Annotated in this window: 16 protein-coding genes and 1 pseudogene; 15 read left to right on the top strand and 2 right to left on the bottom strand. The window is 39.2% G+C overall.

Going from position 1 to position 16,473, the window contains the following annotated elements:
- Positions 1 to 9 precede the first annotated feature (9 nt).
- The 6 genes from BUC22_RS04245 to BUC22_RS04225 all read left to right on the top strand — a co-directional run bounded on the left by BUC22_RS04245 (position 10) and on the right by BUC22_RS04225 (position 6,167).
- Positions 10 to 1,251: a uroporphyrinogen decarboxylase family protein gene (locus BUC22_RS04245; RefSeq protein WP_083591103.1), complete on the top strand. Its 1,242-nt coding sequence runs from the start codon at positions 10 to 12 to the stop codon at positions 1,249 to 1,251.
- Positions 1,252 to 1,333: 82 nt separating this feature from the next.
- Positions 1,334 to 2,074 (top strand): helix-turn-helix domain-containing protein, encoded by a 741-nt coding sequence (locus tag BUC22_RS04240; protein WP_013380086.1) that lies wholly within the window; start codon positions 1,334 to 1,336, stop codon positions 2,072 to 2,074.
- Between the two features lie 572 nt (positions 2,075 to 2,646).
- The gene (locus tag BUC22_RS22585; RefSeq protein WP_227162772.1) at positions 2,647 to 2,847 is read left to right on the top strand and encodes a homing endonuclease associated repeat-containing protein; all 201 of its coding nucleotides are present in this window, start codon (positions 2,647 to 2,649) and stop codon (positions 2,845 to 2,847) included.
- Positions 2,848 to 3,718: 871 nt separating this feature from the next.
- On the top strand, positions 3,719 to 5,530 hold the full coding sequence (locus tag BUC22_RS04235; protein ID WP_013380092.1) for a ribonuclease H1 domain-containing protein: 1,812 nt from the start codon (positions 3,719 to 3,721) through the stop codon (positions 5,528 to 5,530).
- A gap of 182 nt (positions 5,531 to 5,712) precedes the next feature.
- Positions 5,713 to 5,856: a hypothetical protein gene (locus BUC22_RS04230; RefSeq protein WP_176731162.1), complete on the top strand. Its 144-nt coding sequence runs from the start codon at positions 5,713 to 5,715 to the stop codon at positions 5,854 to 5,856.
- A gap of 17 nt (positions 5,857 to 5,873) precedes the next feature.
- Positions 5,874 to 6,167: a type II toxin-antitoxin system RelE/ParE family toxin gene (locus tag BUC22_RS04225; RefSeq protein ID WP_013380094.1), complete on the top strand. Its 294-nt coding sequence runs from the start codon at positions 5,874 to 5,876 to the stop codon at positions 6,165 to 6,167.
- 100 nt (positions 6,168 to 6,267) lie between these two features.
- Here BUC22_RS04225 and BUC22_RS04220 read toward each other — a convergent pair whose 3' ends face one another.
- Both BUC22_RS04220 and BUC22_RS04215 read right to left on the bottom strand, forming a co-directional pair.
- Complete coding sequence (locus tag BUC22_RS04220) at positions 6,268 to 6,546, bottom strand: type II toxin-antitoxin system RelE/ParE family toxin (protein WP_073382402.1); 279 nt, start codon at positions 6,544 to 6,546, stop codon at positions 6,268 to 6,270.
- Complete coding sequence (locus BUC22_RS04215) at positions 6,543 to 6,848, bottom strand: type II toxin-antitoxin system RelB/DinJ family antitoxin (RefSeq protein ID WP_013380096.1); 306 nt, start codon at positions 6,846 to 6,848, stop codon at positions 6,543 to 6,545. The genes BUC22_RS04220 and BUC22_RS04215 overlap by 4 nt, the downstream gene beginning before the upstream one ends.
- Before the next feature lie 93 nt (positions 6,849 to 6,941).
- Between BUC22_RS04215 and BUC22_RS22580 the strand changes: the two genes are divergently transcribed.
- From BUC22_RS22580 to BUC22_RS04175, 9 genes and pseudogenes are all read left to right on the top strand, one after another.
- A complete protein-coding gene (locus BUC22_RS22580) occupies positions 6,942 to 7,073 on the top strand; it encodes a plasmid mobilization protein (RefSeq protein WP_371720634.1) in 132 nt (43 codons plus the stop codon).
- Between the two features lie 123 nt (positions 7,074 to 7,196).
- Positions 7,197 to 8,195: pseudogene (locus BUC22_RS22255) on the top strand (relaxase/mobilization nuclease domain-containing protein).
- A gap of 20 nt (positions 8,196 to 8,215) precedes the next feature.
- A complete protein-coding gene (locus BUC22_RS21245; protein WP_050814050.1) occupies positions 8,216 to 8,551 on the top strand; it encodes a hypothetical protein in 336 nt (111 codons plus the stop codon).
- A 417-nt stretch (positions 8,552 to 8,968) separates the two neighbouring features.
- The gene (locus BUC22_RS04205; protein ID WP_013380099.1) at positions 8,969 to 10,225 is read left to right on the top strand and encodes a hypothetical protein; all 1,257 of its coding nucleotides are present in this window, start codon (positions 8,969 to 8,971) and stop codon (positions 10,223 to 10,225) included.
- A 265-nt stretch (positions 10,226 to 10,490) separates the two neighbouring features.
- Complete coding sequence (locus tag BUC22_RS04200) at positions 10,491 to 11,543, top strand: NAD-dependent epimerase/dehydratase family protein (RefSeq protein WP_013380100.1); 1,053 nt, start codon at positions 10,491 to 10,493, stop codon at positions 11,541 to 11,543.
- A gap of 35 nt (positions 11,544 to 11,578) precedes the next feature.
- Entirely contained in the window at positions 11,579 to 12,808 is a 1,230-nt protein-coding gene (locus tag BUC22_RS04195) for a nucleotide sugar dehydrogenase (protein WP_013380101.1), read from the top strand.
- Positions 12,809 to 13,716: 908 nt separating this feature from the next.
- Positions 13,717 to 14,553, top strand: coding sequence for an aldolase/citrate lyase family protein (locus BUC22_RS04185; RefSeq protein WP_013380103.1), 837 nt, complete (start codon positions 13,717 to 13,719; stop codon positions 14,551 to 14,553).
- Positions 14,543 to 15,766, top strand: coding sequence for a type III PLP-dependent enzyme domain-containing protein (locus tag BUC22_RS04180; protein WP_013380104.1), 1,224 nt, complete (start codon positions 14,543 to 14,545; stop codon positions 15,764 to 15,766). The genes BUC22_RS04185 and BUC22_RS04180 overlap by 11 nt, the downstream gene beginning before the upstream one ends.
- Before the next feature lie 15 nt (positions 15,767 to 15,781).
- Complete coding sequence (locus BUC22_RS04175) at positions 15,782 to 16,465, top strand: sugar transferase (protein ID WP_013380105.1); 684 nt, start codon at positions 15,782 to 15,784, stop codon at positions 16,463 to 16,465.
- Positions 16,466 to 16,473: the final 8 nt, after the last annotated feature.

Raw genomic sequence — 16,473 nt, 5'->3', positions numbered from 1 at the left:
GAAGGAATAATGATGTACGAAGAAAAACTTAGACGACTTGAAGATTGTGCAGACCTGAAGTCTGTGGACCGAGTCCCTATTGGGGTTGCGGAACTTTATTTTCCAGCGAAATACACAGGATTTACTTACCAGGATATGTACTATGACAATGAAAAATACACTCGAGCAGCGATAAAGTTTGCTGAAGATTTTGATTGGGATGCGGTGTGCTTTCTTCGCTCCTTTGAAACGATTCCCCTTGGACTATCTTTGGTACCAGTAGATGCTGAAATGGCAGTCAATGTTGCCATTGCATCGGTTATGGGCGGTGGCAGCACCCATGATATTTTAAGGGATCGCTACATTTCGCATCCAGGCAGGGAGTTGCCTGAAAACAATGAATCCCATTTTATTATTCAAGATACATTTATGGATGCGTGTGAGTATGAGAGCTTTGCCAAAGATCCATTTTGTTTCCTGTCCGAAAAAATTGTACCAAGAGTTTATGAAAATCTGCAAAAACCCGGGAGCAATCTTGCAAATGAGACCTTTTTAAAACTGGGATTTGAATTGAACGACATTTTGGAGAGGGTTGCAGGTTTTACAGAAACCATGAAAAAGGCAAACTGTCCACCATGGTATCTGGCGCTTGCGCCAAATCCATTGGATTTCATCGGAGCTTTTGTACGAAATTTTGACAAGGTACTTATGGATATTCACCGAAATCCAGATGAAATACTGACAATCTGTGAAAAACTGACTCCGGTTTTTATGGCTGTCGGAAAGGCTACGGGACAGTTGTCCCATGCGCTTACAGGTTCTAAAAGAGTATTTATGCCCGTGTGGTACAATAGCTTTTTATCGAAAAAAGAATACCTTAAGTTTCAGTGGCCCTATATTAAGACCATTGCGGAAGGACTCATCGCGGAAGGCTTTACACCCCTGCTTTCCCTCCAGGGAGAGTATGATCATTTACTGGATACGCTATTGGAGCTGCCGAAGGGAAAATTTATTGCATGGTTTGACAGAACAGACCCTATAGAGGCTAAGAAAGTGATTGGAGAGCATTGCTGCATTGCAGGAGGAATTTCAGCTGCCGCTTTAATCAGTAAGCAGCCTGAAGATATTGATGAGTATGTAAAGAAACTGCTTGAAGAGATGAAAAAGAGCAGCGGATTCATTTATACTCTGCCTTTCAATGGTATTGGTCCAGCGAAAATCGAAAACGTCAAGGCAATGACAGCGGCTGTCAGAAAATATGGAAAGTACTAAGCTTTTAATTAATTAGGTTGTTTGTAGACATTGTGCCTATAAGAGAAATGCGCTGCCATTGTATTATGAGGAGAATAAAATAATGAATGAATTATTAACGGTGCAGGAGGTAGCAGATTTTCTAAGAACAACTTCAACAACCATATACCGGTGGCTAAAGAATGGGAAGCTTCAGGGAGTAAAAATCGGCAAGGAATGGCGGATTTCGAGGGTAGCGTTGTGCGGTTTTGGATTTGATTTTAATGAGGATATAAAAGCCTCGCCGAAGGTTTGGGAGGCATTGTCGCAAAAGGAGCATTTACTGGGGATCGCCTCATCGCGAAAACTGGTTTTTGAATTGGAGGCCTCGTTTTTCAACTATGCCTTTTCCAGGGGGAATTTTCTCTTTAAAGGCTGTTGGTGGCAGGAACGGGACGAGGTGTTAGAGGCTTATGCCCGTTGGGGGTTTGACGCCGAGAGCCTTGTAAAGGAAGGTCTGCTTGAAATAGCCGATCTCAGCCGCGCTTATGCCAAAGAGGGGATTGCTGGCCCTCTAAATCTCTGGAACAATGCCGCGCATAAGACAGATAAAATCTTATGGGCTTCGGGCGCTCCGACCATTAACTGTTGTAATTCCCGGGGAGACCTCATATCCTTTGAAGCCCGTCTTAACCAGCTCATAAAAGACAACAGAGTCGTTGGTATCTGCCCCTATGCCGAGGAGGATCTTGGGGGAGACTGCTGCGCTGCCCTTGTATCATTGATGGCACACCACAGCGGAACGGTTTTGATCTCGGAGAGGGGCCAGGTATTGCTCAGACGGGAGAACGGTGTGACCTTGTAAAAGATAGACTTTATTGCACAGCAGATAAAATCTGCTATGTTTTTTATGGAAAGCGAAAGCACCATTGAGATGGTCGTACATTGATAAAATAAAACTAAAGATTATGATCATGAAGATAAATAATGGTTTGAACGGGGTGCAGCCTATGAAACTTTCAGCCCGGATTAATGGATTTTAAAATATAGAAAAAATGAAAACTAAATATCAAAAAACCCCTTAAGAAATCTTTTTTTGTATAATCATTGCATATGCAACATACATTTTCGTTGCAGATGGGTATACTTGATAACAAGTCAAAGAAATAAGTTATCAAGGAGGAATACAAATGTCTGATGGCATGAGTTATTTGGTAAACCTTCCTGAATTGACATGTTATTTTATAATACAAGTAACCTGTGTAAAAAGCGCAGTTTTAAAAGGGTTTTTAGAAGAATAATTCTGAAGCCCTTCTTTTTTATGCCAATATTTAGGCAGTATAAATTTGAGCGCAAAAAAATTATTTGGGCAGAAGATTGGGCAGAAAAACGAATAAGATACTTGTTAATGAAATATTGATTAAGGAAAAGATTAATATGCGAAGAGAAAAAAAGTATAGTGACGAATGTTTGCTGAATATTTTGAGATTTAAAACTGAAGAGTTAGGTCGAACGCCAAAATGCCGAGAGGTTGCAAGATATTGGACAATTATTCGACGGTTTGGTTCGTGGAATGGTGCCTTAGAATGTGCAGGTGTTCAAGTTTGTTCGATTAATCAAAGAAAGGTTAGGCAATAAGAAAGAAATAATATAATGGAGGTGAACAAATAGGAATTAGAAATACTAGAAAAACCATATAAAAAAGAAAGCCGCTGCTGGAACAGCGGCGACAACTTAATATTTGTTTTATCACACAGAAAAAAACAAATACGCTATAGTTACATGTAATTATAGCGTATGTATAAATCTGTCAATAGAGTGCAAGCCGATTTTAAGAAAATCGGCTTGCACCGGGCATTTCTGTGTGGCGAACCCGGGTTCCAGAGCAATGCTGTTGCCGGGATAAAAAGAACAGCCATCGGGGTTTGGCAAGCCCATGCAGAGAATTGCCCGTCACTCAGTCCGTACATTGGTTTTCTCTTTTTTATGTACGTATCATCCTTTTGACATGAGTTTTCTTTTTAAACAAAGAATGACGTAGGAGAATGCATCCAAATCTGAAATGATTCAAAAGTATGGGCGGGATCTCGAGTGGGTTGCTGATGTGGAGTATAGTGGAGAGATGCTATTACAATGAAGCAAGGCGGATGTTAGAATAGAAACATTTAACCAGATATAAGTAAAAAATATACGATAATTTCTGATGTAATATCAGAATTAGTTAAAAAACAATTTAAAAATAAAGTTATAATTTATATTTTGCTTTATCTGGGGGGGATGTTTTTGATTAAAAAGAAAAAAACATCGTTGGGACATCTAATCAAAGAAATTTGAGTGAAACGAAAATTTTATCCAAAAGAAAGCTTTTGAATATATATACAGTATATACAGGGATTGTTACAATCCTTAAAGAAGAAGGGAAAGGTTGGACAAGTCTTTACAGTAGGGAGAAATAGGCTATAATGAAAGTAGAGCAAAAAGGGCGCCGAAAAGGCGGAGAGGAGGAAAAATGGAAGAATATACGCTAAGGCCATACCAAAAGGAATGCATCGAAGCGCTGCCTGAAGCGGGAGCTGTTTTAGTCCGAATGGCAACAGGGTTGGGCAAGACGGTCATGTTCTCGCAGATTCCACGCCAAGGGCGCATGTTGATTCTTTCCCATCGAAAAGAGCTCGTACAGCAACCCCAAAAATATTTTAATTGCTCCTTTGGGATAGAGCAGGGTTCCAGGCATAGCCATGGGGAGGAAGTTATTTCCGCTTCCGTTCAATCCTTAGTTCGGCGCTTGGAACATTTTGCCCCTGATGCTTTTGATTTGATTGTAACGGATGAAGCCCATCATGCCGCGGCACTAAGTTATAAGAAGATCTTTGATTACTTTAAACCACGTCTGCACGTGGGGGTTACCGCGACACCTAATCGGGGAGACCATCAGCGGCTGGATGACATTTATGAACGGATTGTGTTTGATCGCGACTTGAAATGGGGGATAGAGAACCATTATTTGAGCGACATTAACTGTTACCGATCCAAAATGACCTGTGATTTACGTCATTTGCGTACCAGTATGGGAGATTTTCAGATAAACGATTTAGAAGCCGCTATGACTAAAGAAAAAATCATCCAGGAAATTGCGGACGTGTATCACAACATGGCGAAAGGAAAAACGCTGATCTTCGCAGTTTCCGTTAAACATGCTGAAGCCATTGCCGAAGCGATACCAGGCGCGGTTTCTGTAACTGGCAATACCGAAAATCGGCAGAAAATTATTGATCAGTTTCAAACCGATCCAGAATGTAACTGCATGGTAAACTGCATGATCTTCACAGAAGGAACGGATATTCCTAATATCGAGACGATCATTGTTGCCAGGCCAACACAGAGTGAAACTTTATATACTCAAATGGTAGGGAGAGGAACCCGTTTGTATCCTGGTAAAGAAGCCCTGACGCTTATTGATATGATCGGCGTTTCGGGAGAGCTTAACTTATGCTCAGCACCTTCACTTTTAGGGATAAACCTTGAGGAAATTCCAGAAAAGCAAAGGATGCTGATGGAGGGGGATCTGCTGGATTTGCCAGAAAAGGCCTTGGCACTTGCCGACACACCCCTACAGTGGCGGCACAATGCTGAATTGGTTGATCTATGGGCACAACAGCAGCAAATTAATCTTCGAAACATTAATTTTTTCCGAATGCCCGATGGCAGCCTATTGCTGACATTGCCAGAAGAAAGGTACTTGATCCCTCCTCCTGACGAATGTGGCCAGGTCGAATGTGGACATCAAAGAGTGCCTTTCCAGGAAGCAATTGATTCCTTATACACTTTTCTCATCAATGAGTATGCTAAAGATGAAGCCATCTGGAATTTGAAAAGAGTGAATACCTGGGGAAAAGCTCCGGCCAGTGAGAAACAAGTCCAATGGATTCAAAAGAGTTACCCAGCTTTTGATACGAAAGGATTGACAAAAGCCCAGGCATCCAGTATTTTAAATCGAATTTTTAGTCAGAAATCCCAAATCAAAACCTGGGATAAACCAAACTACCAACCTCAGGCGTTTGATGCCCCCAAAGAAGTAGCACAAGAAGCCAGCATACCGGAGCCTAAAGCCCAAAAACGTAAGAAAAAAGGTTACTATGTGGTCTTTGAGGGACGAAAAACGGGCGTTTTTCGGGATTGGAAGACTTGTAAGGACCAGGTGAACGGTTATCCCGGTGCCGTTCATAAAAAATATGCGTCAAAAGGAGATGCAGACCAGGCATTAAAAAGTTATCGCCAAAAGAAAAAAGCTGTACGCCAAATGAAGTTTGACGATTTTTAGTGGAAAATATAAGATTAAATCGATGAAATTTTTAACAATAAATCGAGTGTTGAGCATAAAGAAAATTTTGTTTTTTAATTGAATTCAAGATATGAAAAAATGCGATGTATTGTAATAATGCTGATAAAGCATAAAAAAATATATGCTGTCGCAGTTGGACGAGAAATATGGCGGTTTTAAGTATGGAAGCCTATGAAAATTTACAATTTAAAAGTGATGTATATTTTAAATTGCAGGAGGCGGAACAGGAAGCGGAGATGACCGATCAGCGCTACTCTTCAAAAGAGGTGCTGAAGGCCATGAAAGGGGCTATTGGGGGAGAATAGACTGTATAAATGAGTATTTGCCTGTTGCTCAGAAGGATATGCTTGAAATTGTACGATATATCAGTAAAACGCTAAACAATTCGGATGCTGCGGATCGATTGGCAACGGAATTAATTGTAGCGGCAGAAAGTGTGTTGCCTTTTCCATATGCAAGTCCAGTTTATACGTCGGTACGCCCATTAAAGCATGAGTATAGAAAACAATTCGTTCAGAATTATATTATGTTTTATTGGGTGGATGAAAAGAAAAAGAGGGTTACAATTGCCCGGGTGGTATATGCCAAAAGCGACTATAAGCAGCTTTTGGAGTGATGGAAGATCAGGCGCTATAATTTTAAAAATAAAACATGAAACCCGACGACTCGATTTTGAGTTGCCGGGTTTTTCTCTGACCATTCGCTATAGTCAGTGATCAGAAATAAAGGGGCACAAAGTTCATGAGAGACATTTGCAATTGCTTTTTTCTGAGGACATCAATTTTATTGATAAGTGCGTTCCTTTTCCACGGCTTCCAATCTACGAGGGAATGGCGGGACGGCATGAAGTCAAGAGAACGAACTTCTTTCCGGATGCGGTTCACCTGTTTTTTGGCAGTCTCCGGAACAAGAAGGGAGAAAGCGATGTAAGCGTAGATTTCCCTCAAGTCATCCATTGCTTCCGGGGAATAGGAAACGGAATAGGCATCGCTCATATTCCAAACTCTCGTTCAAATTCGGCATCGACCTCATCTACCGTATAGATCCTGCCAGATTTTAAGGATTCCACGCCTTTTGTCAGTTCAGCATCCAGTTCGGCGCGGCTCATGGCGCCGATGGATGTCGGTTTTGTGCGTGGAAGATGCAGGTCAAGAGGCAGCCCTTTTTCCAGGACGATCTGGCTGTAGAGCATCTGAATCGCACTGGACGGGGAAATGCCAAGCTGAGAGAGGATGCTCTCGGCGTTTTCTTTTAGGTTTGTATCAATGCGGGCATAAACTGCGGATGTATTTGCCATTCGTATCACTCTCCTTTTTTCTTTAGTATATTCAATATTGTTGGCAAATACAAGCAAATGCAAGCAAAATCTAAAAATTGTATAGAGAGATGAGTGCGAGAAGATGAAAAAAATCAGATCATTACCAATAGTCAAAAGTGTGGATTAAGCGTTTCCGAATACATGCGGATGCTGGCCAGAGGGTACGAACCGAAGCCATTGCCTCCATCTAATACAATGAAATGATGGAACTTTTATACGATATACACTATACCTTAGGCGATTATGACGCCCCAGAAGCCATCGCTGTCTTAGAAGAAACCCTGCTTGAAATGCACGCTGTCTTAGCCCCGGAAAGGAGAAAAGACAATGGCCATCACCAAAATCTGGCCCGTCAAGGACAGCTTGAAGCGCGTCATTGAGCATGCCAAAAACGTTGATAAAACCGAAAATCTCGAATTCCTAAACTCTGATTTATACCAGGTGCTGCACTACGCAGTCGATGAAAACAAGACCAAATTTGAGCGACAATACTACGTAACTGGCATCAATTGCGCTGTGGAAACCGCTGACCAGAAGATGCAAATTACTAAAGAAAGGTTTGGAAAAACAGGTGGAACCCTTGCCCATCACGCCTGTCAGAACTTCAAACCCAACGAGCTTCCCCCTAAAGCGTGTCACGCAATCGGTGTCAAGCTTGCACAAAAAATATAGGGCGACAAGTATGAAGTGATCGTGAGCACCCACCTTAATACCCACTGGCTGCACAACCATTTCGTCATCAATTCCGTCTCTTTTATTGATAGAAAGAAGTACAATGAACGCAAAGCAGAAGACCAGCGGCTGCGGAATACCTCCGACGCTCTCTGCCGAGAGTACCATCTATCCGTGATTGAAAACCCCGCGAAACACAAACCGAGTCAAGGTCTTTACCAAGCAGAAAAGCGAGGAGAGCTGATACGCCACGCGCTTTATCGTTCTGATATCAACGAAGCCATTGAACGTTCAATGAAGATGAAGGAATTCTACGACTACCTGAGACGAAAAGGCTATCGGATTAAAGGAAAAATTGATTCCTGTGCGCTGAAGCTGCCATATCATCCACGCTTCACATGCTTTAAAACACTCGGAGAAGCCTACTCTGTGCTGCAAATTCAGGATCAGATTTACAGACAAAGAGGGCCGGAAGTTCGGGAAAAAAGCAGAGAACCCATTTTATTCTTTGTACCCACACCAAAGAAATTACAGATTGAAGACATATTGGGGGTTGGTGAGGAGTTTCGAAAACTCCGCAACCTTTATCTGTTTTTCTGCTACCAATTAGGGATCTACCCAAAAACAAAAGACAGGTTTCAATGTGTCCCTTGATCAAAGAAGAAGTACGTCGCATGGAAGAAATATCCCAGCAGACCATCTTTCTATGTGAAAATCAGATTGATACCTATGAACAGCTCAAGGAAAAACAGGCAGAAATGGATGATTTAATCAGCCAAAGAAAGAAACTTACAAACAAGATGCGGCGGGCTGCATTTGATGAAAAAGAGACTTTAAGTCAGCAGAAAAAAGGTTTGTCGGATCAGATTTCAGTACTTCGGAAAGATTTGAAATGGTCACTCGGTGTGGAAAAACGTTCACTAGACATGGTTGATCGGATTATTATATTATTCAAAAAATTAGATAGAATAGCAAAAAAGCGAGTTCAGATGAGCTCGCTTTTTTATTGAAATTAAGTAAAAAAAGCTCGCAGACCTTTGATAGTCTGCGAACTTTTTGCCAGAGTTTTTTTAAGATAATTGTTTGTCTTTCTTCTGCGTTGTGTTTTGTCCCTTTTGCTCATTAAAAATCCATCTTGTTTTTTTCCGATTTGCTTATTTTTCTTTACTTTCCTTTTGTGTTTTTATTTTTTTTTTATTATTTTTTTTTTTTAGCATTGTTTTTTTAAAAATGCTTTGGTCTTGTTATGGTCGATTTTTTTTTTGATTTTAAGTACTTTTGTTTATTTTTTTTCTTTTGGGTTTTTATTTTTATTTTTGATTTTTTTTAATAGTTTGGTCATTTTTCATTTAAATCCTTTTGTTTTCGGCTTTTTTTGGATTCGTTCGCAGACTATCAAAGGTCTGCGAATAAAAATGAGGTAAATTATGAGTGCCGGATACGCCATTACGACGTACAAAATACAGCTGAATTACAAGCATTTAGACTGGTTTAAACAGACCCAGTCTTTGTTTGATGCCGTTTTAGCTTTCTATTATCACTTACTTGAAGAGCAGTCTGAGCTTCTGGGACTGTCAAATCAGAATTTGCTGCGTCATCTGGAACTTCAGACCATAAAACAGCGTAATGGTAACCTACCTGAGATTCCCTTACCCTATGAAAAAGTACCGTTGTATTTTAGACGTGCGGCCATTAATTCTGCGATCAGCATGTTCCGAAGTTATCAAGGGAAATTAAAAGCTTGGGAAGAGGGAAAGATCAAGGGGAGTAAACCAAGCGCACCTAAACAACTGCATATGTCCATGCTCTATTATAAAGGCATGTACAAGGAGTTTAATGAAAAAAGCATCATTCTTAAATTATTCACAGGAAATTCCTGGGCTTGGGTGAAACATCCCTACACAGTCAGGCCATTTCCAGAAGATGCTGAATTGATGAGTCCAAGAATTGTAATGAATAAAAAAAAAGTTATGATGCACGTACCGGTAAAAGTGTCTGTGGAAGATATTCGAACAGCCAAAGAGCGAGTGGAACAAAACGAAAAATTTGTGTCCGTAGCTTTTACCATGTCTGACGCATTAGCAGTCTGTACAACTTTTGAAGCTAACGGTAGAGCCATGCATCCTTATTTTATTAAGGGCGGTAAAGTTTTGGCACACCGTAGGAAGCAGCTTTTAGGTTATATAAAACGTGGAGGTCAGCATCAGAATAGCAATAATGAAAAAGCCTATGCAAAATATTATGAAAAAATTACACGTCTAACAGATCACTTTGCACATGATGTTAGCCGGAAAATTGTGGATTATGCGCTCAAAGAAGGCGCCAAGCTTATTGTAATGCCTAGTTATGGAGATACCTTTGAAAAAGGCTCCTTGTATTATCTTAAAACCAACAGCATGGAATTTATCGGGCGAAGAATCATCCGTTATACAACCTATAAAGCATGGCAAGCTGGAATCATTGTTCAGCATAACAGTGTAGGCAATGCTAAAAAAGTTTGCTATCAATGCGGCGCACCGATATATAGATTTAATACAGAATATCAAACGCCGAGCTTAAATTTTATAGGTGGGAAAAACTTTCAATGCCCCAATAAACACTGTGGCAGCACGGCACTGAACACGGCCCGAAATATCGGAAAAAGTTTTTACCAGACATTTTATAAAGAAGTAGCTCAAACATAAATTTAGATGAATGATAATATATAACAGAATTTAAGTATACACTCAAATCCTATGGAGAAATTCATAGGTGTGCTTTTCGTCTATAGGGCCAAAAGTACGGGTATAGCACCACCTATCTTTACTTTTCTAACATAAATACCGCTTGTCTAACGATGTGTAATGTCTAGAGAGTAAGGATAAAAGGATCACAGTCTGGTCAAGAGTGCTACGAGTTTTAAATAAAAATATAGATTTAACTAAGATTAAAAAATAGGGAGTTAAAACTATGAATTACATTGATCTAGATCATAAAACAATATTGATCACAGGCGCTGCGGGTTTTATCGGCTCAAATTTAGTGATAGAGCTGCTTCGTACAGTTCCGTCTGTATCCATTATCGGCATTGACAATATGAATGATTACTATGATGTGAGTATAAAAGCGTGGCGATTGGAACAGATTGAGGCATTAGGCGGCAGCTGGACTTTTGTAAGAGGAAATATTGCGGATAAGGAACTAATTGTTAATCTGTTTGAAAAATACAAACCAGAAATTGTGGTAAACCTTGCCGCCCAAGCGGGCGTACGCTACAGCATTACAAATCCAGATGTATATATCGAGAGTAACCTGATTGGATTTTATAACATTCTTGAGGCATGCCGTCACTATCCAGTGGAACATCTGGTTTATGCTTCATCTTCATCCGTTTATGGTGTAAATAAAAAAGTCCCTTATAGTACTGAAGATAAGGTAGATAATCCGGTTTCTCTGTATGCTGCAACAAAGAAATCCAATGAGTTGATGGCACATGCATATTCAAAGCTCTATAACATTCCGTCTACAGGACTTCGGTTTTTTACCGTTTACGGCCCCGCCGGCAGACCGGATATGGCTTATTTCAGCTTCACAAATAAACTGAGAGCAGGAGAAACCATCAAGATCTTCAACTATGGAAATTGCCTGAGGGATTTTACATATATAGATGATATCGTCGAAGGTGTAAAAAGAGTGATTCAGGGTGCGCCAGACAAAAAGACAGGTGAAGATGGCCTGCCAATTCCGCCGTATGCTGTCTATAATATCGGAAATTCAAAACCCGAAAATCTTTTAGATTTTGTACAAATTTTGTCCGAAGAATTGGTGAAAGCAGAAGTATTACCAGATGATTATAACTTTGAAAATCATAAAGAGCTCGTGGCAATGCAGCCCGGTGATGTGACAGTTACATACGCGGATACGAGTGAATTAGAGAGCACTTTTGAATTCAAACCGAATACCGATTTGCGTACTGGTCTGAGAAGATTCGCAGAATGGTACAAAGTCTTTTATAAAGTATGACGAACAAACAAAGAAATAAAAGGAACAGATAGAATATGAAAAAGAAAATTGCGGTTGCTGGAACAGGGTATGTAGGGCTCTCAATTGCCACACTGCTGGCACAACATAATGAAGTTACGGCCGTAGATATTATTCCCGAAAAGGTAGATCAGATTAATGCGGGCATAAGCCCAATTCATGATGAATATATTGAAAAATTTTTAAAAGAAGAAAAGCTTAATCTGACAGCAACACTGGATGGAGAAAACGCCTATAAAAATGCTGAAATTGTGGTGATTGCGGCTCCGACGAATTATGACAGCAAAAAGAACTTTTTTGATACTTCTGCTGTCGAAGCAGTGATTGAAATGGTTTTGAGCGTGAACCCTGAGGCAATGATGGTCATTAAGTCCACTATTCCTGTTGGTTATACAGAAAGCATCCGAGATAAATACAGAACTAAAAATATCATCTTTAGCCCAGAGTTCCTCAGGGAATCAAAGGCACTATACGATAATCTTTACCCATCACGCATTATTGTAGGCTGCGATCATGAGAGTAAAGAAAAAGCCGAGTCCTTTGCCCAACTGTTAGCAGAAGGTGCGATAAAAGATAATATTGATGTATTATTCATGGGATTTACGGAAGCGGAAGCAGTCAAACTCTTTGCCAATACCTATCTGGCTTTACGGGTCTCCTATTTCAATGAGCTTGATACCTACGCAGAAATGAAGGGATTAGATACCAAAAAGATTATTGAAGGTATTTGCCTGGACCCGCGAATTGGCACACATTATAACAATCCATCTTTCGGATACGGTGGCTATTGTCTGCCGAAAGACACAAAGCAGCTTCTCGCAAACTATCAGGATGTACCGCAGAACATGATCTCTGCAATTGTAGAAAGCAATCGAACCCGGAAAGATTTTATAGCAGACCGGGTTTTAGAGATCGCCGGAGCCTATGAAGCGAATGACAATTGGAACAGAGGTAAAGAGAAAGAAGTCATTGTGGGCATTTATCGCCTGACCATGAAAAGTAACTCAGACAATTTTCGCCAGAGTTCTATTCAGGGAATCATGAAGCGTATTAAGGCAAAAGGCGCCACTGTAATAATTTATGAACCGGTTCTTAAAGATGGAGAAACTTTCTTTGGTTCCATTGTAATCAATGATTTAGAGGATTTTAAAACCAAAAGTTCCTGCATCCTTGCGAACCGTTATGATCCTTGTCTGGATGATGTGATTGGAAAAGTTTATACAAGAGATCAATTCAGAAGAGATTAGCAGGCACAATCAAGAAAAATCTTGAATTTATACGGGGTACGAGAGTCTGGGTTATGCCCCGATTATAAATTTTTTTATGGATTGTACATTTGGTTCGAGAATAAAAGTGGCTAAGATAACTTCTTGAGTACGCTAAATTGACACACAATATAGAGTGGAAAACTGGATGGAGGAAATTAACAAATTGACCTGGCTCGGTGTAAATGCTATCACGGAGGGCTAATGGTCATTTTTTATTCTTCATGAGCATATAAATATTTGCATAAAAGTTAGAATAGTTTTTAAATAAAAATTATTAATAATTATATAAAAGGGACAACAAGTAAAAACTGTTATCTGCAAAAGTTTGGTGGCTTAGTCGTTTCCTCTCTCATACATGGAGATGAACTTAGGTAAGTCACGGTGGCTTACGAAATCAACTGAATGAAGTACAGTGGGGGAAAGCATAAATGAGTTAGAAAAGATCGCAAAGGAAAAGGATGAAGTGAAGTATGCGGTTGGACTGTCAGCGTGCATAGCTTCTTTTGCTTGCACATTAGCTCTGTATTTTGTACAGAGCAAGTTATTAGCTGTAGAGCGTTTTTTTAGTTTTGATGATTATTTTTTAACCGGAAGAATAATCAGAGATAAAAAGCTCTAGTGTCTGTTATAAAGAAAAGTGCCTCCAAAACGAAGTGATGGGTAGTATGACAGAGTAAGAAATACTTATGGTGATATTGACAGTTCTGATTTATGCCAATTCTACCGGAATATTGCTGGTTACTATGCTTGATAATAAAAATAGTTAGATGACAATCTGACTGATGCGTAAAGATTAATAGGAAGGAGCACTGGAATTTTTAATGTGCACTTAAAGAAAGAAGCTTTCTATGATTTTGAGAAATTAAGTAAAAGGAGAAGTAAAAGGAATGAGTTTGATCTTGATGTATATAACAAATAGCCCTGAAGTTGCACAAATTGCACAAAAGAGTGGTGTAGACCGAATCTGGATAGATTTGGAAACATTCGGAAAAGAAGAACGCCAAAAGGGCATGAACACAGTAAAGTCGCAGCATACTGTAGATGACATCAAAAAAATAAAGCCCATCCTGACTAAATCGGAAATGCTTGTGAGAGTTAATCCTTGGAACGATAATTCTGTCCAAGAGATTGATCAGGTTGTTAGTGCAGGAGCAGATATTATCATGCTCCCGATGTGGAAATCTGCTGCTGAAGTGACAAACTTCATTAATTCTGTTGGGGGTCGGTGTAAAACAACATTACTACTCGAAACAAAGGAAGCCGTGGAGTGTTTAGATGAGGTATTGAAAAATGATGGTGTGGATGAAATACATATTGGGCTAAATGATCTCCATTTGTCATATGGTCTGACATTTATGTTTGAATTATTGGCGAACGGCACGGTAGAGAAGTTAACTAAGAAAATAGCTGGTGCTGGCTTACCGTATGGATTTGGGGGAATAGCAAGACTAGGAGAAGGTTTATTACCTTCTAAAAAAGTTATCATGGAACACTATCGATTGGGTTCCACAAGAGCAATTTTGAGCAGAAGTTTCTGCGACAATGCAATTATTACTGATATTAAAGAGGTTGAACATGTATTCACGGAGAATATGAAGGAACTACGTGACTACGAAGGAGTAGTGGCAGAAAATATTGAGAGCTATGAAAAAAATAGAATAGTGGTTCAGCAGGAAGTAGCTAAAATTGTTGAAATAATTCGGAGGAAAAGAAATGCAGATTAATTCTAAAGTGATTAGTAGATTGAGAAGTCAGTATGGTGAGGCTTTTTACTTATTGGATTCAGAGCAATTTAAAAATAATTTTACAGAGCTGAAAAATATATTTTCTGCTATTTATCCGAATTTCAATATTGCTTATTCATATAAAACGAATTACACTCCGAAGTTCTGTAAAATTGTTAATGAGCTTGGGGGATACGCAGAGGTTGTTTCTGAAATGGAGATGGAGCTCGCTTTAAAGTGTGGAGTTGAGCCGAAGCGTATTATTTGGAATGGGCCTATTAAAGATTCAGAGAAGATGAGAGAATTCCTTGTTGCCGGGGGAACTGTAAATAGCGATTCAATCGATGAAACTAAAGAGATTAGAGATTTTGCTAATTCAGTGGAAACTATACTGAATGTAGGCATTCGTTGTAACTATGATGTACATGATGGTGTTGTATCAAGGTTTGGTTTTGATATCACTGGTGATGATTTTAAGCGAGCACTTGAAATTGTAACTACATCAAAAAATCTTCATTTCATCAACTTTCACTGTCATTTTGCTAAGAGACAAATTGAGTATTGGCCAGCAAGAGCAAAGGGAATGATTAATGTCTTAGATCAATTTGGAGTGATTCCTGAGAGAATTGACATTGGTGGTGGTTTGTTTGGTAAGATGCCAGAATCATTAAAAGCACAATTCACAGCAGATATTCCAGACTATCAAGCATATGCCGAAGTGGCTGCAGCAGTATTCGCAGAATACTTTAATGATAAAGAGATTAAGCCTGAACTTGTAATCGAACCTGGTTCTGCATTAGTAGGTGATTGTATGAAATTTGTTGGGAGTGTTAAGACAATAAAGAATGTCAGAGGTAAGTATATTGCTACAGTTCTTGGTAGTCAGAAAAATATCAGTATGGCAGGTATAAATCCTCCAATGGAGGTAATCCATATGAATGAAGGAAAACAATATGAAAACCTAGATATGGTTGGGTTTACTTGTATTGAAGGGGATGTTTTGAATAAGGACTACTGCGGAGAACTTGCCGCTGGCGATGTAATAATAATCAATAATTGTGGATCTTATTCATTAGTAATGAAACCACCATTTATTCTTCCGAATTTTCCAGTTGTAGATATTTGCAATATGAATATAGAGACTGGAGAAGGTGTTGAGCTAATTAAGCGTGGAGAAACATTTGATGATATTTTCCACACATTTAATTTTTAAAGTTGGAGGATGACTATGGAAAAGATAAGTCTAGGAATAAAAAGAGCATTTGATATTGTGTCTTCCGGTATATTAATTGTTCTTCTTACACCATTTTGGATTGGGATCTCAATTGCTATAAAAAAAGATTCAGAAGGTCCTATATTATTTAAACAAGAAAGAAGAACCAAGGAAGGAAGGGTATTTCAAATGTATAAGTTCCGTTCAATGGTCGTAAATGCCGAAAAAATGGGAGCTGGATTATTCAATTATGAAAATGATCCAAGAGTAACCAAAGTGGGAAGAATGCTTCGGGACAGTAGTCTTGATGAGCTGCCACAACTTTTCAATATTTTTAAAGGCGATATGTCAGTAGTTGGTCCGAGACCTTGTGTTACATATGAACTGGGCGATTTTGAAACACTAAATAAAAAATATAGAAAGCGCTTTGAGGTTAAGGCAGGACTAACTGGCTGGGCGCAGATTAAAGGCAGAAACGACATTTCATGGGATAAAAAGGTTACATATGATAATGAATATGTTGATTTATTTAGAAAATATGGTTTTCTAATTGATATCAAAGTAGGTCTTATGTCTCTCTTTAAAGCATTCAAGAAAGAAAAGATTTATGAAAACAAAGTCGATGAATCATTAAATGATGAGGAAGCTGCAAAAGCAGAAGAAGCAGAAATTATTAGACTGGCTCATTTGGCTGATTAATACGATTC

The sequence above is a fragment of the Eubacterium callanderi genome, assembly GCF_900142645.1.
GTDB lineage: Bacteria > Bacillota > Clostridia > Eubacteriales > Eubacteriaceae > Eubacterium > Eubacterium callanderi.
The sequence above is the reverse complement of the archived record's forward strand: the minus strand, read 5'-3'. Positions and strand labels throughout refer to the sequence as shown.